Here is a 20751-nt window from a genome sequence, read left to right as displayed (position 1 = left end):
ATTTCTAAGGACATTCAATTTATGCAATTGACCTCTCAATCTTTGCTTAGTGGGACTGGGTTCCGCGCAGTAGCAATAGGACTTGTAGCACTGCTTGGGCTCACCGCATGTGGTGGCTCTGACAGCAGCAGTTCAGATTACTCCTACGCTTACATTCAGTTTTACAATGCCTCGCCAAATGGTGCTAACGTAGAAATGCGTGAAGTTGATGGCGATAGCTTCGGCTCGGCCCAGTTTGGTGATACAACGTCTATGTTTTCAATGGATGATGGTGAGCTAGAACTAGAATTCATACGCACCGACTCTGATGATCAAGAAGTGTATATTGATGAGATTACCGTAGACCTCGAAGTAGGCCACAAAACCATTGTGGTGATGAGCGGTGATTTTAATGCCCCTACTTTCAACGTTTACTCGTATGAGCGCGAAACAATGGAAGATCACTTCCGACTATTTGCGCTTTCAGTTGCGGTGGATGACTCATCCTATGATTTTTATATGAGTGAGTCGGGCGACCCGTTTGAAGCAGCCAACTTCTTAGGCACAGTAACAACAGGCGATATGACCGAGTTAAACTACTGGGATGCAGACGATGACAGCGACTATTTCGATGAAGGCGAGTACACCATTTATCTTACAGAGCTAGGTAGCGACGAGGTTGTATTTGAATCGCAAACCCTAGACTTTGTATACGAAACCGAATACGTAATGAGCCTTCGCGATGTAAGTGGAGCAATTCAAGAAGGGTTAGTGGTAGACACTATTCTTAACTCTTCTACCGTTACTGCACTTACAGATGTTGAGGCCGATTCGCAGTATCGTATTTATAACTCAACCAACCTAGATGCTGAGCTTAGCGTTACCTTTGGCGGCAATACCGATGAAGAAGATGTAAGCTTTACCCTTGCCGCAGGCGAGTTATCGGAGTTCAGCGCTATTCGCTATGGTGACTACCGCGTAACAGTTACTGATCCATCAGGCGCGGTTACTGCGCTTAGCAATAAACTTATCACCCTTAATCAAGGCGAAAGTAAAGCGGTGCTAATTTACAACACTAACAATGTATTAGGGGCGGCAACCTTCGTGGAAAGTGGCTTACCTCAGGCGTACGATAAAACCGTAAACTTTATCAACCTTGTGAGCGATTTTGATGACGTCGATTTTTATTTAGTAAGAAACGACGAAACCATAGATACCGCTGAATACGATGTGCAAAACCTCGAGTTCGCCGAGAGCACAAGTGAAGTGCTTCCCTCTGACTATTATGAAGTGATTGCGGTTTACGAAGACGATAATGAAGAGCAAGTGTTACTTGATAGAACAGCACTGTTCGGTTTTACCGAAGAAGAGAACTACATCGTAACCGTAGAGCCAGCAGATACGCCTACGGGATATGAAATTAACGTGCTTTATTAATAGATTAGTTTATTTATTATACTAATTGATAAGGGCGAAAACTTTCATCTCCAGAAATCTTTCGTAAATTTAAAAGGTCAGTGTTAACGCACTGGCCTTTTTTATTGCAGTCCGGGAAGGCATTATTCCTCATGAGTATCATAAAAGAACTACAAACAATATCTAATGACCATTCATTGTCGTTAGATAAAAAACTCGAGAGCTTGCTGCGCATGGGCACGGAAATTCTCGGGTTAGAAACAGGGATTGTAAGTAATATACGCGGCGAACAATACAGCGTGCTTAGCGTGGTAACACCAGAAAACAACATTCAGGTAGATTCTCTTTTCAGCTTAACTGAAACCTACTGTGCTGATGTTGTAAAATCGAATTCATTCATTGCTTATCATAATATTGATGTCTCGCCGGGTGCTTCCCACCCTTGTTTCGAAAAATACACGCTTAAAAGTTATTTGGCGTCGCCTATTTATGTTTCTGGTGCGTTTTTCGGCACGGTTAACTTCTCTTCGCTTGACCCAAGGGAAGCACCTTTTTCCAATTTAGAGCTAGACTATTTGCTGTTGCTTGCATCATGGGTTGGAAACGAACTTGAAAGGCAGCAGGCTCTCAATAATCTTAATGCACAAAAAGCGGTGCTGACAGAGCGAAACTCATTACTCAATCAAGTAGCGAACCTAGCGGGCGTTGGCACGTGGGAACTTAATGTAGAAACACGGGCGATAACCTGGTCTGGCGCGCTAAGACGTATGCTGCACGTTCATGGTGATAAAATTCTGAAGCCCGAAGATATCACCAAATTCATTGTAGACGATACACAGCGCAAGATTTACTTAGAGCAATTCACACAAATGATGAAGTCTGACGAAGACTTTGCGTACGAATTAGAGGTGCGCACAGACACTGGCGAAACCCGCTGGTTAGAGAGTCGAGCTCATCCCGGTATTTGAAGGGGGGCGCTGCGTTAAAGTAATAGGTGCCACCCTTGATGTCACGCAAATGCATCTAGATAAAGCAGAGTTGCAGCACAAAACCAATATGGCGGAAAGCGCCTTAAAGGCTCGTAGTGAATTTTTAGCTAATATGAGCCATGAAATAAGAACGCCCATTCACGGTGTGCAGGGGATGCTGGAAGCCTTGTTGAGCTCATCGTTGAACTCTAAGCAACACGAGCTTGCGTCTATTGCCATGCAAAGCGCTGATGCGCTTCTAGGTATTGTTAACGACATATTGGACTTCTCTAAAATAGATTCAGGAAATATTTCATTTGAAGAAGCACCTACTAATTTAGCGGAGGTGATTGAAGAGCAGGTTCCTATGTTTTCGCGATTGGCGAAAGAAAAAGGCCTTGAACTCATTATCAGTACTACTGCGCTCAATAGTAAAACCTTTATTGCAGACAAACTGCGTATAGGTCAGATCCTTATCAACTTGCTCAATAATGCAATAAAGTTTACCAAGGAAGGAAAAATCACCGTCGATACCAAATGCACCCGTTATGGAAAAGGTCGATACCGAGTTAAGTTAATTGTGACAGATTCAGGCATTGGCATTAGCGAGCAGCAGCAAAAAATTATCTTTTCCCCCTTTATGCAAGCTGAAAACTCTATGCAAAGACGCTACGGCGGTACAGGCTTGGGGCTTACTATCGTTAAGCAGATTGTTGAGCATTACGGCGGAAAAATAGAGGTGTCGAGTAATATTGGCATTGGTGCGCGGTTTACAGTGACATTAACGCTTGATGACGCGAACGCAGGTGCTATTGCTGAAAAAGCATGTGGGCATGATTACTCGTATACGCCTACACGACAAGAATTAAGCACGTTAAAAGCCCTAGTTGTGGAAGATAACGAAATCAATCAGCTCGTGATTAAAGAGCAGCTTAGGGAAGTGGGGCTGCCCAGTGAGGTCGCAGTTAATGGTGTAGAGGCCGTGGATAAAGTAAAACATTCACTGGCCGAGAAAACGCCCTACGCAATGATTTTTATGGACTGCCATATGCCGGTGATGGGCGGGCTAGAAGCGACACAAAAAATTCGTGCCTTGGGTAAACAAACTAAAGACGTGCCGATAATTGCTTTAACCGCAAATGTATTAACCGGCGATAAAGAAAAATGCTTGAAAAGTGGTATGAATGACTTCATACCTAAGCCTGTTGGTGTAAGTCGGTTGAAAGAGTGCGTTTTCAGGCATTTGAGTAAGCAATTACAAGGTCGTACAACCGTATTAAAAGATCCTGCTTGATAACCTATGACGTGGTTATCAGCCCCGGCTTTTAGTCGGGGCTTTTTTATTGCTCACATAGTTTAAAAATAATTCAATTTACCGCTATCACTTCCCAAAGTTTTCTGTTATTATTTCGCGCCCTTTTTATGGGGGTATGTACATAAAAGCAACGATATCCAGTTGTTTTTAGCAGCACTAACGACTCGGGAGAGTCTTAATTTAAGAGCGGAGCACTAACATGATCCAAATGCAAACTAACCTGGACGTTGCAGACAACAGCGGCGCTCGCAGGGTTCAGTGTATTAAGGTTCTTGGTGGCTCGCATCGCCGTTATGCAGGTATCGGTGACATCATCAAAGTTACTGTTAAGGAAGCAATTCCTCGCGGTAAAGTTAAAAAAGGTGACGTACTGAACGCAGTGGTGGTGCGTACTAGAAAAGGCGTTCGTCGTGCAGATGGTTCTACCATCCGTTTTGACGGTAACGCGGCTGTTATGCTTAATGCTAACAAGCAACCAATTGGTACGCGTATCTTTGGCCCGGTTACCCGTGAGTTGAGAAGTGAAAACTTCATGAAAATCATCTCATTGGCCCCAGAGGTACTATAAGGAGTCACGATAATGGCTAATAAAATTCGTCGTGATGATGAAGTAGTCGTATTAGCGGGTAAAGACAAAGGCAAGCAAGGCAAAGTTCTTCGCGTGCTTATTGCTGATAACCGTGTAATTGTAGAAGGCGTTAATCTCGTCAAGAAGCACACTAAGCCAAACCCACAACTGGGCGTAGCTGGTGGCATTGTTGAGAAAGAAGCTTCTATTCACGTTTCTAATGTTGCGATTGTTAACCCGGCAACGGGCAAAGCAGATCGCGTTGGTTTCCGTTTCGAAGATGAGAAGAAAGTACGTTTCTTCAAGTCTAACGGCGAACTTGTTTAATTATATTGGAGAGTACGATGGCGAAACTGCATGATTTCTATAAAGAAACAGTAGTAGCTGAACTTGCTAAGCAGTTCGGATACAAAAGCGTCATGCAAGTCCCTCGGATTGAAAAAATCACTCTAAACATGGGTTTAGGTGAAGCAGTTGCTGACAAAAAGGTACTTGAGAATGCTCAAGCTGACATGACGGCTATCGCCGGTCAGAAGCCTGTAGTCACAGTTGCAAGAAAATCAGTAGCGGGTTTTAAAATCCGTGAAGGTTATCCGATTGGCTGTAAAGTAACCCTACGCGGCGAGCGTATGTGGGAGTTCCTTGAGCGTTTGATTTCAATCGCTATTCCACGTGTTCGCGATTTCCGTGGTTTGAATCCTAAATCATTCGACGGACGTGGTAACTACAGCATGGGCGTGCGTGAGCAAATCATTTTCCCTGAAATCGATTTCGATAAAGTGGATAAGGTTCGCGGTATGGATATTACTATCACTACCAGTGCGAATACTAATGACGAAGCACGTGCTCTGCTGGACGCGTTTAACTTCCCATTCAAAAAGTAGGGGTGTAGGGTTATGGCAAAAGAATCAATGAAGGCACGCGAAGCTAAGCGTACTAAGCTAGTAGCTAAGTACGCTGAGAAGCGCGCCGCACTTAAAGCGATTATCAGCGATGTTAACGTTTCTGAAGAAGAGCGTTGGGACGCTGTTCTGAAGCTACAACAACTGCCACGTGACTCTAGTTCTTCACGTCAACGTAACCGTTGCCGTGTAACTGGTCGTCCACATGGTTACCTACGCAAATTCGGTCTTAGCCGTATTAAGCTTCGCGAAGCAGCGATGCGCGGTGAAGTCCCTGGCCTTAAGAAAGCCAGCTGGTAAGGAGTAGCTGATAATGAGCATGCAAGATCCTATCGCGGATATGTTTACCCGCATCCGTAACGGCCAGATGGCACAGAAAGTTTCTGTGACTATGCCTTCTTCAAAACTTCGCGTTGCAATTTGTGAAGTATTGAAAGCAGAAGGTTATATCACTGACTTCGCTGCTTCTGGTGACGTTAAGCCTGTTTTAGAAGTTACGCTTAAGTACTTCGAAGGCAAGCAAGTAATTGACACTATCGAACGTGTAAGCCGTCCTGGTCTGCGCATCTATAAGAAAAAAGATGAGCTTCCAAAGGTTATGGGTGGTTTAGGCGTAGCTATCGTGTCGACTTCTAAAGGTGTGATGACTGACCGTGCAGCGCGTAACGCTGGCATGGGCGGTGAGATCATCGGTTATGTAGCATAACGGAGGAGTTGAAATGTCACGTATAGCAAAAGCCCCAGTAGACGTTGTATCAGGTGTAGAAGTTTCTATCTCTGGTCAAGAAGTTACTGTAAAAGGTAGTAAAGGCACTTTGACCCGCGTATTTAACGACGCTGTAGAAGTTGCACAGGAAGAGAACCAACTTAAAGCACTTCCACGTGAAGGTTTTGCTGATAGCTGGGCACAGGCTGGTACTGTTCGCTCTATCCTAAATGCAATGGTTCAAGGTGTTTCACAAGGTTTCGAGAAAAAACTTACGCTTCTAGGTGTTGGTTACCGTGCACAAGCACAAGGTAGCAAACTTAACCTTACGCTAGGTTTCTCTCATCCTGTAGTATACGAAATGCCTGAAGGCATTACGGTTGAAACTCCTAGCCAAACTGAAATCGTCGTGAAAGGCGCCGATAAGCAGGTGGTTGGTCAGGTTGCGGCGAACATTCGCGGTTACCGTCCACCAGAGCCTTACAAAGGCAAAGGTGTACGTTATGCTGACGAAAACGTACGTCGTAAAGAAGCTAAGAAAAAGTAGGTGGGTGATACGATGGATAAGAAAACAGCTCGCATTCGTCGCGCAACTCGCGCACGAGCAAAAATTCGTGAACTGGCCGCGCATCGCTTGGTAGTAAACCGTACACCTCGCCACATCTACGCTCAGCTAATCGCACCATGCGGTTCTGAAGTGTTGGCAGCGGCTTCAACTGTTGAGAAAGATCTTGCAAAAGATCTTAAGTCTACAGGTAACGCTGAAGCAGCGACGGTAGTCGGTAAAGCAATCGCAGAGCGCGCGCTTGAGAAAGGCATTAAAACAGTGGCTTTCGATCGCAGTGGTTTCCAATACCACGGTCGCGTTAAAGCATTAGCTGATGCAGCTCGCGAAGCTGGTCTTCAGTTCTAGGAGTTTATAATGGCTAAACAAGACGTTCAAAATGGTGAATTTCTAGAGAAATTGATCGCTGTAAACCGCGTTTCTAAAGTGGTTAAAGGTGGTCGAATCTTTAGTTTCACTGCATTGACAGTAGTGGGTGACGGTAACGGTCGCGTTGGTTTTGGTTACGGTAAGGCACGTGAAGTACCTGCTGCAATCCAAAAAGCAATGGAAAAGGCACGTCGCAACATGGTTGACGTAGACCTTAACGGTCACACGTTACAGCACCCGATTAAAGGTCGTCACTCTGGCTCTAAAGTTTACATGCAACCAGCATCTGAAGGTACCGGTATTATTGCCGGTGGTGCGATGCGTGCAGTACTTGAAGTAGCTGGTGTACAAAACGTACTTTCAAAATGTTACGGCTCTACAAACCCAATCAACGTTGTACGTGCAACAATCAACGCGCTAACAGAAATGAATAGCCCGGCGAAAGTTGCTGCGAAGCGTGGATTGTCTGTAGAAGAAATTTTGGGGTAATCAGACATGGCAACGATTAAAGTAAAGCAAACTAAAAGTGCAATTGGCCGTCTGCCAAAGCACAAAGCTACGCTTAAAGGTTTAGGCCTTCGTAAAATCAACCATGTTCGTGAACTGGAAGATACCCCAGCCGTTCGTGGCATGATCAACCGTGTACATTACATGGTTGAGATAGTGGAGGAGTAAGACATGCGTTTAAATACAATTTCTCCAGCCGAAGGTTCAAAGCCTACTGGTAAGCGTTCTGGTCGTGGTATCGGCTCAGGTCTTGGTAAAACAGGTGGCGTAGGTCACAAAGGTCAAAAAAGCCGTTCAGGTGGCCGTGTTAAGCCAGGATTCGAAGGTGGTCAGATGCCTATCCAGCGTCGTCTTCCTAAGTTCGGTTTCACTTCACGCAAGAGCTTTGTTACTGATCAAGTAACTCTTGCTGAAATCGCGAAGGTTGATGGTGATACTGCGTCTCTTGAGACTTTAAAAGCAGCTGGACTTGTTAAGAAAGAAATCCAGTTCGTTAAAGTTGTAAAGAGCGGTGAAGTTTCACGCGCTGTTACAGTAAGCGGGTTAAAGGTTACTAAAGGCGCTAAAGAAGCGATTGAAGCTGCTGGCGGTAAAGTAGAGGAATAAGCTAGATGGCTAAACCAGGATTGGATTCAGGCGCTAAAAGCGGCTTGAGTGAGCTTAAGGCAAGATTGTTGTTCGTACTTGGTGCGATTGTTGTATTCAGACTAGGTTCTTACGTTCCTATCCCTGGCATCGATCCAGCGGTACTTGCTGACTTGTTCGAGCAACAAAAAGGCACCATTGTAGAAATGTTCAACATGTTCTCTGGTGGTGCGCTTGAGCGTGCATCCGTTCTGGCTTTGGGCATTATGCCATACATTACTGCATCCATTATCATGCAGTTGCTCTCGGTGGTTCACCCACCGATGGTGGAGCTTAAAAAAGAAGGCGAAGCAGGCCGTCGTAAAATTAGTCAGTACACGCGTTATCTAACGCTTGTATTGGCTATCTTCCAATCAATTGGAATTTCGACTGGTTTGCCTAACCTGATTAATGGATTGGTGATAAACCCTGGCTTCGGATTCTACTTTACGGCAGTAGTGAGCCTAGTCACAGGAACTATGTTCCTTATGTGGTTGGGTGAGCAAATTACCGAACGAGGTATTGGTAACGGTATCTCTATATTGATTTTTGCTGGTATTGTTGCCGGTCTGCCAACAGCGATAGGTCAGACTGCGGAACAAGCAAGGCAGGGCGACATTAACTTGTTGTTCCTACTGTTGATTGGCGCAATTGTTATCGCTCTTACATACCTAGTTGTATTTGTAGAGCGCGGACAGCGCAGAATTGTGGTAAACTACGCAAAACGTCAGCAAGGCCGTCAGGTTTTTGCTGCGCAAAGCACCCATTTACCGCTGAAAGTCAACATTGCTGGTGTAATTCCACCAATCTTTGCTTCTAGCATTATTCTGTTCCCGGGTACCATCGCAGGATGGTTCGGACAGAATGAATCAACAGCGTGGTTGCAAGATGTAGCGCTTATGCTATCTCCTGGTCAACCGCTGTACGTGATGTTATACGCAGCTGCGATTATCTTCTTCTGCTTCTTCTACACGGCGTTGGTTTTCAACCCGCGTGATACAGCAGATAACTTGAAGAAGTCTGGCGCGTTCATCCCAGGCATCCGCCCGGGTGAGCAAACGTCACGATACATTGACAAGGTAATGACTCGCCTTACACTGGCTGGCGCACTGTACATAACCTTTATTTGTTTAGTGCCTGAATTCATGCTAATTGCTTGGAATGTGCCGTTCTACTTCGGTGGTACGTCGCTTCTCATTATCGTAGTAGTTATCATGGACTTTATGGCACAAGTACAGACACATTTGATGTCTAGTCAATATGAGTCTGTGCTGAAGAAAGCTAACCTTAAAGGCTACGGCCGATAAGTTAGCCCCTTAATATTGATAGAAAGGGGAAAGATGTAATGAAAGTTCGTGCATCAGTAAAAAAGATTTGCCGTAACTGTAAAGTTATCAAGCGCAACGGTGTTGTGCGTGTAATTTGCAGTTCTGACCCAAAGCATAAGCAGCGTCAGGGCTAATCAAAGCGGTACAGAATATTTACAAAGCTAAGTAAGCAGAACCTGAATTATACTTGTCAGGTTCTGCTAGTTTTGTTTAAAAGTATTTTGAACCTAAATTTGCAATTTAGTCGACGGATAAGTATCCTATCGGGCTTTTTAGGTCGTCGACAAATAAACAAGAGGAGTGCTGTTAATGGCCCGTATCGCTGGCATTAACATTCCTGAGCACAAGCATGCTGTAATCGCTATCCAAGCGATCTATGGCGTTGGTCCCACACGTGCGAAAAGCATTTGTGCGGGTGCTGGTGTTGCAGAAAATACAAAAATCAAAGAGCTAGACGAAGCTACTATTGATAAGCTTCGTGACGAAGTGGCTAAATTCACCGTTGAAGGTGACTTACGCCGTGAAGTCTCTATGAGCATCAAACGTTTGATGGACCTGGGTTGCTTCCGTGGTATTCGCCACCGTCGTAGCTTGCCTCTACGTGGTCAGCGCACTAAAACTAATGCGCGTACCCGTAAAGGTCCTCGTAAGCCAATTAAGAAGTAAACGGGGAGTAAGTTATGGCTAAAGCACCAGCTCGTAGCACGCGTAAGCGCGCTAAACGTCAGGTTGCAGACGGAATGGCTCATATCCATGCGTCTTTCAACAACACAATTGTGACTATTACAGACCGTTCAGGCAATGCACTAGCATGGGCGACATCTGGTGGTTCTGGTTTCCGTGGTTCACGTAAATCTACCCCATTTGCTGCACAGGTAGCTGCTGAGCGTGCAGGTGTTGCTGCACAAGAATACGGTCTTAAGAACCTTGAAGTATTCGTTAAAGGTCCAGGTCCAGGCCGTGAGTCTGCGATCCGTGCTCTTAACGCTACAGGTTATAAGATCACAAACATTACCGATGTGACCCCTATTCCTCACAACGGTTGTCGTCCACCGAAAAAACGTCGCGTTTAATCGACGGACAGTTGGAGAAAGATCATGGCAAGATATTTGGGTCCAAAACTCAAACTTAGCCGTCGCGAAGGAACTGACCTGTTCCTAAAAAGCGGCGTTCGCGCAATCGATTCTAAATGTAAAATCGATACAGCGCCTGGTCAGCACGGTGCCCGTCGTGGCCGTCTGTCTGACTACGGTGTTCAGCTGCGTGAAAAACAAAAAGTTCGTCGTATGTACGGCGTACTGGAAAAGCAATTCCGCAACTACTATAAAGAAGCTGCACGTCTAAAAGGTAACACAGGTGAAAACTTGCTACAGCTTTTAGAACAGCGTCTTGATAACGTAGTTTACCGTATGGGTTTCGCTAGCACACGTGCTGAAGCACGTCAGCTAGTTAGCCACAAGGCGATCATGGTAAATGGTCAAGTTGTGAACATCCCATCGTTTAACGTTTCTGCCGAAGACGTGGTTTCTGTTCGTGAAAAAGCTAAGAAGCAAGCGCGTATCGTGGCTGCTTTGGAACTGGCTGACCAACGTGAGAAGCCAACCTGGATTGAAGTAGACAGCAGCAAAATGGAAGGCACTTTCAAGCGCGTTCCTGAAAGAACTGACCTGTCTGCGGAAATTAACGAACAGTTGATCGTCGAACTTTACTCTAAGTAAAGCTAACTAAAGAGGAAGCATTGTGGGTTCTGTGACTGAATTCCTAAAACCGAGATTAGTTGAGATCGAAAACGTTTCTCCTACTCGTGCCAAAGTAACTTTGGAACCACTAGAGCGCGGCTTTGGCCATACTCTAGGTAACGCCCTACGTCGTATTTTACTGTCATCTATGCCAGGATGTGCAGTTACCGAGGTAGAAATTGACGGCGTTCTTCACGAGTACAGCACCAAAGAAGGTGTTCAGGAAGACGTAATTGAAATCTTGCTAAATCTTAAAGGTTTAGCGGTTCGCCTTGAAGGTAAAACTGAGGCAACCCTAACTCTAGTGAAATCTGGCGCTGGCCCTGTTGTTGCTGGTGATATTCAGCATGATGGCGACGTAGAAATTACAAACCCTGACCACGTTATTTGTACTTTAACTGGCGAAGCTGAAATCAGCATGCGCATTAAAGTAGAAATGGGTCGCGGTTATGTACCAGCTTCTACCCGTCGCTCCTCTGAAGAAGATGATCGTCCAATTGGTCGTTTGTTAGTAGACGCTTCATACAGCCCAGTTGAACGTATTGCTTACAGTGTAGAGTCTGCTCGTGTTGAACAACGCACAGACCTAGACAAACTAATCATCGACATGGAGACGAACGGTACTTTGGATCCTGAAGAAGCGATCCGCCGTTCTGCTACTATCCTAGCTGAACAGCTAGATGCATTCGTAGACCTACGTGATGTGTCTGAGCCAGAAGCGAAAGAAGAGAAGCCAGAATTCGATCCGATTCTGCTTCGTCCAGTAGATGACCTAGAGCTGACAGTACGTTCTGCAAACTGTTTGAAAGCAGAAGCTATCCAGTACATTGGTGACCTGGTACAGCGCACTGAGGTTGAGCTACTTAAAACGCCAAACCTTGGTAAGAAATCGCTAACTGAAATCAAAGATGTTCTAGCATCTCGTGGTCTTTCTCTAGGTATGCGCCTAGAAAACTGGCCGCCAGAGAGCATCGCTGAAAAAGATTAATCAGGTTTTTATCAAACTGATTTGTAGAGAAGGATAAAACTATGCGCCATCGTAAGAGTGGTCGTCAGTTGAATCGCAACAGCAGCCATCGTCAAGCTATGTTCAAAAACATGGCCGGTTCTTTGGTCAAGCACGAAGTGATCAAAACTACGTTACCAAAAGCGAAAGAATTACGTCGCGTAATCGAGCCTCTAATCACTATGGCTAAAGAAGACAGCGTTGCAAACCGCCGTCTAGCTTTCGCCCGCACTGGTGACAAAGAGGTTGTAGGTAAACTATTCAACGAGCTTGGTCCTCGTTACGAAGCTCGTCCAGGCGGCTACACTCGCATTCTTAAATGCGGTTTCCGTGCTGGCGACAATGCCCCAATGGCATATGTTGAGCTAGTTGACCGTCCAGTTGTAGAAGCTGAAGAAGAAGCAGTAGAAGCAACTGAAGAGTAATTAATACTCGATTAGAAAAAGGGGCCTGAGTGAAAACTCAGGCCCCTTTTTTTGTGCCCAAAGAATAATGGGGTCAGAGTCCCTTCACTTTACCTCATTTTGATTTGTACCAATCAACTAAATCTAATTTTTTAAACGTCTATTCATCACTTTGGCTTGTTGCTTGCTATTTTGTTTACAGAAAATCTTTAAGTAAGTATTCAAACCGTGCATTGAAAACGTTGTTCTCTGCTAGTTTTTCGTAATTTATGTATTTCAGTTTTTCATAGCAAGGAAGTTTATGTTAACCGTTTCATCGTTCACGCAATCGCTATCATCAAACCCAGTGTTTAGTAAAACGCTGTCTACAGCGTATGAACGGCTAAGTTCAGGGCTTAGAATAAATAGTGCTGTAGATGACAGTGCTGGCTTACAAATTTCCAACCGTTTAACGTCAGAGTCCATTGCCAAAAATCAACTTCGCCGTAACTTAAATGACGGCATTAGCTATGCGCAAATAGCAGAAGGGGGGCTGCAAGAGTCTGCCGATATATTGCAGCGTATGCGGCAATTAGCGATGCAGTCTCAAAACGGCATCAACACAGATGCTGATAGGCGAGCACTAGATAAAGAATTCCAGCAATTGAAAAACGCGCTCAATGGCATTGCCTACAACACGGAAGCATTCAATCGTTTGCCCTTGCTAGGCGATAACGACTTGTTGTCTGATAATGTATCATCCATAGGTGATACCTTTGTAAAGGGCATTCCAACGCGCCTAAATAGCGGGCTGCGTTCCATTGCTTACATTCCGGCAGGCTCTACAAACATCTCTATAAATATTGATAGTTTTTCACTAGATGACGATCTTCAGGTTTTTACCACAAGCGGTAGGCACTTGGTCGGTACGCCTCTCTCAGATAATGTATGGTCTATTAACGGTGTAGGTTCGGGAAGCGACATTAAAAGCCTTTTATTTTTAACCCAAGAAGGGTATACCCCAACGGCAAGCTACGACAGCAGTTCGTTAATAACCAATGGCTCAGGCACAATTAACGGAACAACATTCACCTTCTCAGGCGACCAACATCCAGGGGTAACAACAGAAACCCTAACCATTGATAACACTAACGAGCCACTCATTATTTCAGTAGTGGGGCAAGGTGTATTTGATGCTACAGTAGATTGGGATACGCTGGGTTCTCCCGGAAGCGGTGGAAACAGCTTTGAAGCCGGCCCAGTTGACATTACCGCCACCAATTCTTTAAGCGAAGGTACGGACTACATTAACCTTGCAAAAACGCCAGTGGGTTTATCTGACCTAAATATGGTTGAAAGCGATGTGCTAACTTTTGAAAATGCAGAAGTCTCGTTACAGCAAATAGATGATGCCCTAGCGTATGTTAGCGAGAGTCGTGCGTTTTACGGCGCCAAAATGAATCAAATGGAGTCGGCTCTCAAACTTAATGACCGTATGCACGAAGGCCTAATGGCAGCCCGGTCTCAAATTCTCGATACTGACTTTGCAGAAGAAACTGCTAAATCAACACAGGCGCAAATCGTAGAGCAAGCGAGTATTTCTGTAAGGGTCCAGGCTAAGTCCAGTGATGAGCAGGTTTTGGGGTTGTTGGGCTCTATAGGTGATAGATAGAAGCATAACTCATTTCAACAAAGTAGGCGTTATATACTTTACCCCCAGGGTTTATAGTAGAATCAACGTATGCTTTTTGACGTAAGAACACGTTAAAAGCTTTGTAAATCTATCCACAAGCAAAAACCAAGGAAAATACAAAAGATGGGAAGCCAGATTACGTGCTTTAAGGCCTATGACATTCGAGGTGAACTAAATACGCAACTTACTGAAGAAGTGGCATACAGAATTGGCTACGCGTTTGCTGCAGAGTTGAGTGCAAAAACGGTAGTGGTTGGCAGCGACGTTCGCTTAACCTCTACACCCTTAAAGCTAGCACTAAGCGCAGGGTTGATTGATGCCGGTGCGAAAGTGACTGATATTGGGATGGCTGGCACAGAGGAGGTATATTTTGCTACCAAACATCTTGGTGTCGACGGTGGCATAGAAGTTACTGCAAGCCATAATCCAATAAACTACAATGGCATGAAGCTCGTTAAAGCCGGTTCGGTTCCTATAAGTGGCGATACAGGTTTAAACGCAATTAAAGTTCGAGCCGAGGCATTGAGCGAGGAGTTCGTTTCAGGTCGTCTATCTCATTATACTTCGGACGCGTTTATAGATGCTGAGGCTTTTTTCAACGGGCAAGCGCATATACAACCAGAGAAGCTAGAAGAAACTGATCAGTACCTTAAACAATCGTGCATGAAATATTATGTGGCTCACATGCTGTCATACATTGAGCTTAGTAATTTTACCCGCCTTAAAATAGTGGTTAACGCAGGTAATGGTGCGGCTGGTCCAGCGCTTGATGCCATTGAGCAAGAGATGCACAGACAAAACGTGCCTGTCGAATTCGTTAAAGTTCACCACAACGCAGACGGCACTTTTCCAAATGGTATTCCTAATCCACTTTTACCAGAAAACCGTGCCGACACCGCCGATGCAGTAAAAGCCTCAGGTGCCGATTTTGGTATTGCATGGGATGGCGATTTCGACCGTTGTTTTTTATTTGATGCAGACGGCGAGTTTATTGAGGGATACTACATAGTTGGCCTTCTTGCTGAGGCATTTATTGAGAAGAATACCGACAGTAGAATAATTTATGACCCACGCGTGTATTGGAATACTGAAGACATAGTGGTAAACGCAGGCGGTACACCAATTAAGTCAAAAACTGGCCATGCATTTATTAAAGAAAGAATGCGAAAAGAGGATGCCATTTACGGCGGCGAAATGAGTGCACACCATTACTTTCGCGACTTCGCCTACTGTGATTCAGGCATGATCCCTTGGTTATTAATTGCAGAACTTGTGTGCGTAAAACAGCAAACTTTAGCCAGCATGGTGAAAGAGCGAATAAAAGCCTTCCCTTCTTCAGGCGAGATAAACAGTAAACTTAAAGATGCTGATGCAGCGCTAGAACGAGTGACAAACAAATACCAACCCTTGGCGAGTGTCGTTGATACTACTGATGGACTAGGTTTAGAGTTTGACGATTGGCGCTTTAATTTACGTAAATCGAATACCGAGCCAGTAATTCGTCTTAATGTAGAGAGCAAAGGCGATATTTCATTAATGGAAGAAAAAACTAAAGAAGTGTTGGCCCTTATTCGCGCTGAGTAGTTATTAGATAAACACTAAACAATACGAAAAAAATAGGGCAAAAGTGATGAACTTCGCCCTATTTTTATTGCTACCTAGTTTTTGCCATTTAATCGCAATACAATCCTTTGTATACTATTCGCCGAATATATAATTATCAGGACGTGGGCCAAGCACCCACACATCAAGGATATTACAAATGAAACCAGTAGTATTAGCTGGCGGCTCAGGTAGTCGCTTATGGCCTAAATCTCGTGCAGCGCTTCCAAAGCAGTTTTTGTCTCTTACATCAGACAGCACTATGCTGCAAGATACGATAACACGCTTAAAAGGCACACCAGCTCAAAACCCAATATTCATTTGTAACGATGCACATCGCTTTTTAGTTGCGGAACAGCTTCGCCAAAAAGATATCCAACACGGCGGTATTCTTCTAGAGCCCGTTGGCCGTAATACGGCACCGGCAATTGCATTAGCGGCGCTACACGCCACAATTAAAGGCGAAGATCCTGTTCTTCTTGTATTGGCCGCTGACCATCTTATTAAAGATAACCAAGCATTTCACACTGCTATTGCCAAAGCCGAAAAGCTTGCAGAGCAGGGCAAACTTGTTACTTTCGGTATTGTTCCAGACCAGCCACATACAGGGTATGGTTATATCAAAGCTGGTGAGCAAGTGGGCGAAGGTTTTGAAGTTGCACAGTTTGTAGAAAAGCCTGCTTTGGAAACTGCAAAAGAGTATGTAGATTCTGGCAGTTACTACTGGAATAGCGGCATGTTTATGTTTAAAGCAAGCCGTTATTTGGAAGAGCTAGAAAAATATAACCCTGAAATGCTAGACGTGTGTAAGCGTGCTATCGACACGGAAACACCAGATTTGGATTTTATCCGTGTTGACCACGATATATTTGCGACTTGCCCAGACGATTCAATCGATTATGCAGTTATGGAAAAAACGGATAGCGCAGCTATGGTCCCATTAGACGCAGGCTGGAGCGATGTAGGTAGCTGGTCTTCGCTATGGGAAACTGCTGAGAAAGATGAAAACGGCAATGCTACTGTAGGCGATACTATTCTAGAAAACACCAAAAACAGTTACGTAAATGCTGAACAGCGTTTGGTTTCTGTTATCGGGCTAGAAGATGTTATCGTAGTAGAAACCAAAGATGCCGTAATGGTTGCCCATAAGGATGACGCGCAAAGCATTAAAACGGTCGTAAACAAACTTAAAGCAGAGCATCGCCCAGAGTTTGAATTCCACCGTGAAGTATTCCGCCCATGGGGAAGCTATGATTCTATCGACAGCGGCGCCCGCTTCCAAGTAAAACGCATTACGGTTAAGCCTGGTGAGAAATTATCGGTTCAAATGCACCATCACCGCGCTGAACACTGGATTGTAGTATCGGGTAGTGCAAACGTAACCATCAATGAAGAAACACAGCTAGTTACCGAAAACGAGTCGGTCTACATTCCCATTGGTGCGGTTCATGCGTTAGAAAACCCTGGAAAGATCCCTCTAGAGCTTATTGAAGTTCAGTCAGGTGCATATCTTGGAGAAGACGATATTGTGCGTTTTTCTGATAGATATGGGCGTGTAGCCAAATAACTTAGAATAAGACTTTGAAAAAGCACCGTAAGGTGCTTTTTTCTTATCCAGAGCACTCTCTAAAAGTGAAAATGACGAATATCCTATGTTGCCACTATTTGAAATAGGTTATTATTAGCGGCAATAGCTGGTTTGCATGCTCAGTAGCTGAACCATGCAATATTAAGGAAAGCAGTTTAGCATTGCATAGGAATAGGGTGTTTACGCATTTTGTTATCAAAAGTACTAAAGCCATCTAATCTCAAACGATTAGCATATCGGCTAGCCAAAAAGTTAATCATTGTCCCTCACCACCAGTTGACTGAAACCACGTCTGAAAATAATGGCTCAAGCTGGGTGACAACCGGTGATGACCCACAGTTTATTATTCATCCTGCTCGCCGAATACCTTCACGAAACTTTTCAAAAGGCTGGTATCTTCTTCGTGTAAAAATCACTGAAGCAAACCATCAGTCGCATGTTGGAAAGCTGTACTCCAACTTACAGAAAGGCGAACTAGCCACCGTTGACGTACCTTGGCACAGCACCAAATTCGTGAACCGCCTTTTCTATCTTGAAAGTAACAATAGCATGCTTCGCTTTGACCCCTGTGAGGCGGAAACCGAGTTCACCATGAATACTTTCATGATTTCGAAGGTGCCGTCTTTCATTGCCATGCGGCACATGAAACAAAGGCTATATAAGCTGCTCAGTCATGTCGATGATGTAGAAGAATACCTTGATACAAATCGTAAGCTTAACGGTGGAACGTTAATAGAGACAGTATACGAAGAATACAATAAAACCTTTACCACAGGTGTTATGGAAAAAAGCTATCCGCTTTGGGTAGAGTTCGACGAGCCGCGTGCATTAGAGAAAATGAAGCAAACTTTCACTCAAGCGCAATCTGAAGTGAAATTTTCTATTATTCTTCCTACTTACAATACTGACCCTATTTATTTAAAAGAGTGTATCGATTCTGTTCTGCAGCAAACTCACAAAAATTGGGAACTATGTATTGCCGACGATGCGTCGACCAACGCCGAAACTATCAGTACTTTAAAATCGTACGCACAAAAGCACGCCAATATAAAACTGAACTTGCTGAGCGAAAACGGGCATATATCTAAAGCAAGTAACGCCGCTTTAAGCATGGTAACTAGCGATTACGTTTTACTGCTTGACCATGACGATACGTTACCTGCTCACACGCTATCCTTCTTTGCAAAAGCTTTAACAGATAACACAAACGCGAAAGTGCTTTATGGCGACGAAGATAAAGTAGACGAGCAGGGTAATCGTCATCAGCCACACTTTAAACCTGATTGGAACCCCGATTTACTATTAAGCCAAAACTACATATGTCACCCGGTAGTGTACAAAACAAGTGTGCTTAAAGAGATAGGTGGATTTAGGGTTGGTGTGGAAGGTTCGCAAGATCACGATTTACTATTGCGTGCGACCGCCGGCCTTAAGCATGATGAAGTTGTACATTTACCTTTCATTCTTTACCACTGGCGCGTTATTGAGAACTCGACAGCCTCGAATGCTTCAGCTAAGTCTTATACGACCGATGCGGGCATTGAAGCTATAAAGGACTTTCTTGACCAATCAGGCCAGAATGCTTCAGTGGAAAAAGGTAAGTACCCAAATACGTATAAAGTTAATTGGGCGTTGCCAGATGAGCAACCACTCGTTAGCTTGGTCATTCCTACAAGAGATGGTTATGACATTTTAAAGCAGTGTTTAGAGTCTATTTATGAAAAGACGTCATACAAGAACTTCGAAATTATTGTTGTAGATAACCAAACGACCTGTGATAAGACATTGGGTCTCTTCAGTGAGTACAATAGTACCAAAGCTAATTTCAGAGTCTTGAAATGGGACAAGCCGTTTAACTATTCTGCGATTAACAATTTTGCAGTTTCGCAAGCCCAAGGTGAAGTAGTTGGCTTAATTAACAACGATATTGAAGTTATAAACGAAGAATGGCTATCAGAGATGATGTCGCATGCTCTAAGGCCTGAAATTGGCTGTGTAGGTGCGAAGCTTTATTATCCTAACGATACTATTCAACACGCTGGTGTAATACTTGGCATTGGTGGGGTTGCCGGTCACTCTCACAAGTACTTTCATAAGAGCGAACCTGGTTATTTTACGCGCCTTCATCTTGTTCAAAATATGTCCGCAGTTACAGCAGCATGCTTACTAGTCCGTAAGTCTGTGTTTGAAGAAGTTGGCGGATTAAACGAGCAAGACTTAACAGTGGCCTTTAATGATGTGGATTTTTGCTTAAAAGTTCATACCGCAGGTTACCGAAACTTATTCACACCATGGGCCGAGCTTTATCATCATGAATCAATAAGTCGCGGTGAAGAAGATACGCCGGAGAAGGTGGCGCGATTTAACAAAGAAAGTGATTATATGAAGGATAAGTGGAAAACGCTATTGTGCAATGACACCGCTTATAACCCTAATTTGTCCAATACACATGAAAACTTTTCGCTTAAATAGTAACTGAATTTTAGAAGTATTATGAAAAACGATTTTCCATTATTTTTTATCCATATCCCAAAAACTGCTGGATCTAGTTTCCGAGTAGCTGCAGAGCAGTACTTTGGCTCTGATGCTACTTATTATGATTATGGCCAAGGTAATCAAGAGACTCATCCAGATATAATAAAATATGAATATGAATTAAAAGATAGGTACTTAGCTGCGCAAAGCTTTAAACAAAACGCTAAGTTTTTATCCGGGCATGTCATTTATCCCAAATACGCCCCGTTTTTTAATACTAAAAGTGTTGTTACTTTTGTTCGTAATCCAGCTCAACAAGTTCGCTCTCACTACGAACACTTTTCAAGGCTGCACGGTTATAGAGGAAGTTTTGAAAGCTTTATCAAGGAGAGCCGATTTGCAAACATGCAATCAAAGGCGTTAAGTGGTATTTGGAACGATGCAATTGGCTTTATCGGAATTACCGAACGCTATCGCGAGTCATTAGAGCTTTTCAACTTTTACTATAACACTGACATTAAAGAACTCGATATAAACAAAAACGCTTCCAAATCTTCAAGTGAATACATATTGAGTGAAGATGAACTCTCATTAATTAAACAAGAGAATGCACAGGACTTTAAGCTGTACGAGTACGCCTTAAGGAGATTTGATTTGCACCAAAGCCTCTTTAAAAAAGAGTTGCCTATTGTACGTTACGGAGAGCTTCATATAGCACCCAAAGACAATGGGAAGCTTTTCAACATATGGGCATGTTGTTTTGAGAATGAAGAAGCACTTACAGCTGATGTGATGCTCGACGGTGATATTGTAGATGAGATTAGAATCTCGGACTATAGACCTGTTGCGGCTGAGCGGAATATTCACCGAAGTGGTTTCATAGGAAAGACGTATAGATACCCGAGCAGTTTTAGAACGGGGCAGAGTGTTAAAGTCGTTGAACAGAAAACTCAGGTCGTTCTGTTTGAAGGTACGGTTGGATAATTTTAATCTGAACGTGTTGTTATGCGAGTCTGTA

Annotated in this window: 25 protein-coding genes; all 25 read left to right on the top strand. The window is 44.0% G+C overall.

Features of this window, described 5'->3' with window-relative positions; genetic code table 11:
• Window positions 1–21: 21 nt before the first annotated feature.
• The 25 genes from MADE_RS17440 to MADE_RS17320 all read left to right on the top strand — a co-directional run bounded on the left by MADE_RS17440 (window position 22) and on the right by MADE_RS17320 (window position 20717).
• On the top strand, window positions 22–1416 hold the full coding sequence (locus tag MADE_RS17440; protein ID WP_012519933.1) for a DUF4397 domain-containing protein: 1395 nt from the start codon (window positions 22–24) through the stop codon (window positions 1414–1416).
• Between the two features lie 131 nt (window positions 1417–1547).
• A complete protein-coding gene (locus MADE_RS21015; protein WP_012519934.1) occupies window positions 1548–2363 on the top strand; it encodes a GAF domain-containing protein in 816 nt (271 codons plus the stop codon).
• Window positions 2364–2412: 49 nt separating this feature from the next.
• Complete coding sequence (locus tag MADE_RS21010) at window positions 2413–3657, top strand: ATP-binding protein (protein ID WP_232363074.1); 1245 nt, start codon at window positions 2413–2415, stop codon at window positions 3655–3657.
• 220 nt (window positions 3658–3877) lie between these two features.
• Window positions 3878–4246: a 50S ribosomal protein L14 gene (rplN, locus tag MADE_RS17425; RefSeq protein WP_012519228.1), complete on the top strand. Its 369-nt coding sequence runs from the start codon at window positions 3878–3880 to the stop codon at window positions 4244–4246.
• Window positions 4247–4258: 12 nt separating this feature from the next.
• Entirely contained in the window at window positions 4259–4573 is a 315-nt protein-coding gene (rplX, locus tag MADE_RS17420; protein WP_012519227.1) for a 50S ribosomal protein L24, read from the top strand.
• A 17-nt stretch (window positions 4574–4590) separates the two neighbouring features.
• Entirely contained in the window at window positions 4591–5130 is a 540-nt protein-coding gene (gene rplE, locus MADE_RS17415) for a 50S ribosomal protein L5 (protein WP_012519226.1), read from the top strand.
• Window positions 5131–5142: 12 nt separating this feature from the next.
• Complete coding sequence (gene rpsN, locus MADE_RS17410) at window positions 5143–5448, top strand: 30S ribosomal protein S14 (protein ID WP_012519225.1); 306 nt, start codon at window positions 5143–5145, stop codon at window positions 5446–5448.
• Window positions 5449–5461: 13 nt separating this feature from the next.
• A complete protein-coding gene (gene rpsH, locus MADE_RS17405; protein WP_012519224.1) occupies window positions 5462–5854 on the top strand; it encodes a 30S ribosomal protein S8 in 393 nt (130 codons plus the stop codon).
• Between the two features lie 13 nt (window positions 5855–5867).
• Entirely contained in the window at window positions 5868–6401 is a 534-nt protein-coding gene (rplF, locus tag MADE_RS17400) for a 50S ribosomal protein L6 (RefSeq protein ID WP_012519223.1), read from the top strand.
• 12 nt (window positions 6402–6413) lie between these two features.
• Entirely contained in the window at window positions 6414–6767 is a 354-nt protein-coding gene (gene rplR / locus MADE_RS17395) for a 50S ribosomal protein L18 (protein WP_014950908.1), read from the top strand.
• A 9-nt stretch (window positions 6768–6776) separates the two neighbouring features.
• Complete coding sequence (rpsE, locus tag MADE_RS17390) at window positions 6777–7277, top strand: 30S ribosomal protein S5 (RefSeq protein WP_012519221.1); 501 nt, start codon at window positions 6777–6779, stop codon at window positions 7275–7277.
• A gap of 6 nt (window positions 7278–7283) precedes the next feature.
• Window positions 7284–7463: a 50S ribosomal protein L30 gene (rpmD, locus tag MADE_RS17385; protein ID WP_012519220.1), complete on the top strand. Its 180-nt coding sequence runs from the start codon at window positions 7284–7286 to the stop codon at window positions 7461–7463.
• A 3-nt stretch (window positions 7464–7466) separates the two neighbouring features.
• Window positions 7467–7901: a 50S ribosomal protein L15 gene (gene rplO, locus MADE_RS17380; protein WP_012519219.1), complete on the top strand. Its 435-nt coding sequence runs from the start codon at window positions 7467–7469 to the stop codon at window positions 7899–7901.
• Between the two features lie 5 nt (window positions 7902–7906).
• Complete coding sequence (secY, locus tag MADE_RS17375; protein ID WP_012519218.1) at window positions 7907–9226, top strand: preprotein translocase subunit SecY; 1320 nt, start codon at window positions 7907–7909, stop codon at window positions 9224–9226.
• A 38-nt stretch (window positions 9227–9264) separates the two neighbouring features.
• Window positions 9265–9381 carry a 50S ribosomal protein L36 gene (gene rpmJ / locus MADE_RS17370; protein WP_012519217.1) on the top strand — a complete coding sequence of 39 codons (117 nt, stop codon included), beginning with the start codon at window positions 9265–9267 and terminating at the stop codon, window positions 9379–9381.
• A 175-nt stretch (window positions 9382–9556) separates the two neighbouring features.
• Complete coding sequence (rpsM, locus tag MADE_RS17365; protein WP_012519216.1) at window positions 9557–9913, top strand: 30S ribosomal protein S13; 357 nt, start codon at window positions 9557–9559, stop codon at window positions 9911–9913.
• A 14-nt stretch (window positions 9914–9927) separates the two neighbouring features.
• The gene (rpsK, locus tag MADE_RS17360; protein ID WP_012519215.1) at window positions 9928–10320 is read left to right on the top strand and encodes a 30S ribosomal protein S11; all 393 of its coding nucleotides are present in this window, start codon (window positions 9928–9930) and stop codon (window positions 10318–10320) included.
• A 24-nt stretch (window positions 10321–10344) separates the two neighbouring features.
• On the top strand, window positions 10345–10965 hold the full coding sequence (rpsD, locus tag MADE_RS17355) for a 30S ribosomal protein S4 (RefSeq protein ID WP_012519214.1): 621 nt from the start codon (window positions 10345–10347) through the stop codon (window positions 10963–10965).
• A gap of 19 nt (window positions 10966–10984) precedes the next feature.
• Window positions 10985–11974 (top strand): DNA-directed RNA polymerase subunit alpha, encoded by a 990-nt coding sequence (locus tag MADE_RS17350; protein WP_039226687.1) that lies wholly within the window; start codon window positions 10985–10987, stop codon window positions 11972–11974.
• A gap of 41 nt (window positions 11975–12015) precedes the next feature.
• Window positions 12016–12417: a 50S ribosomal protein L17 gene (gene rplQ / locus MADE_RS17345; protein ID WP_012519212.1), complete on the top strand. Its 402-nt coding sequence runs from the start codon at window positions 12016–12018 to the stop codon at window positions 12415–12417.
• A 280-nt stretch (window positions 12418–12697) separates the two neighbouring features.
• A complete protein-coding gene (locus tag MADE_RS17340) occupies window positions 12698–14047 on the top strand; it encodes a flagellin N-terminal helical domain-containing protein (RefSeq protein WP_012519211.1) in 1350 nt (449 codons plus the stop codon).
• A gap of 144 nt (window positions 14048–14191) precedes the next feature.
• Window positions 14192–15652 carry a phosphohexomutase domain-containing protein gene (locus MADE_RS17335; protein ID WP_012519210.1) on the top strand — a complete coding sequence of 487 codons (1461 nt, stop codon included), beginning with the start codon at window positions 14192–14194 and terminating at the stop codon, window positions 15650–15652.
• A 178-nt stretch (window positions 15653–15830) separates the two neighbouring features.
• Window positions 15831–17237, top strand: coding sequence for a mannose-1-phosphate guanylyltransferase/mannose-6-phosphate isomerase (locus MADE_RS17330; RefSeq protein ID WP_012519209.1), 1407 nt, complete (start codon window positions 15831–15833; stop codon window positions 17235–17237).
• Between the two features lie 210 nt (window positions 17238–17447).
• A complete protein-coding gene (locus MADE_RS17325) occupies window positions 17448–19730 on the top strand; it encodes a glycosyltransferase family 2 protein (RefSeq protein ID WP_012519208.1) in 2283 nt (760 codons plus the stop codon).
• A gap of 21 nt (window positions 19731–19751) precedes the next feature.
• Window positions 19752–20717 carry a hypothetical protein gene (locus MADE_RS17320; protein WP_012519207.1) on the top strand — a complete coding sequence of 322 codons (966 nt, stop codon included), beginning with the start codon at window positions 19752–19754 and terminating at the stop codon, window positions 20715–20717.
• Window positions 20718–20751 lie beyond the last annotated feature (34 nt).

Origin of the sequence: Alteromonas mediterranea DE, assembly GCF_000020585.3 — a bacterium.
Lineage (GTDB): Bacteria > Pseudomonadota > Gammaproteobacteria > Enterobacterales > Alteromonadaceae > Alteromonas > Alteromonas mediterranea.
This window is presented reverse-complemented; position numbering and strand designations above follow the sequence as displayed.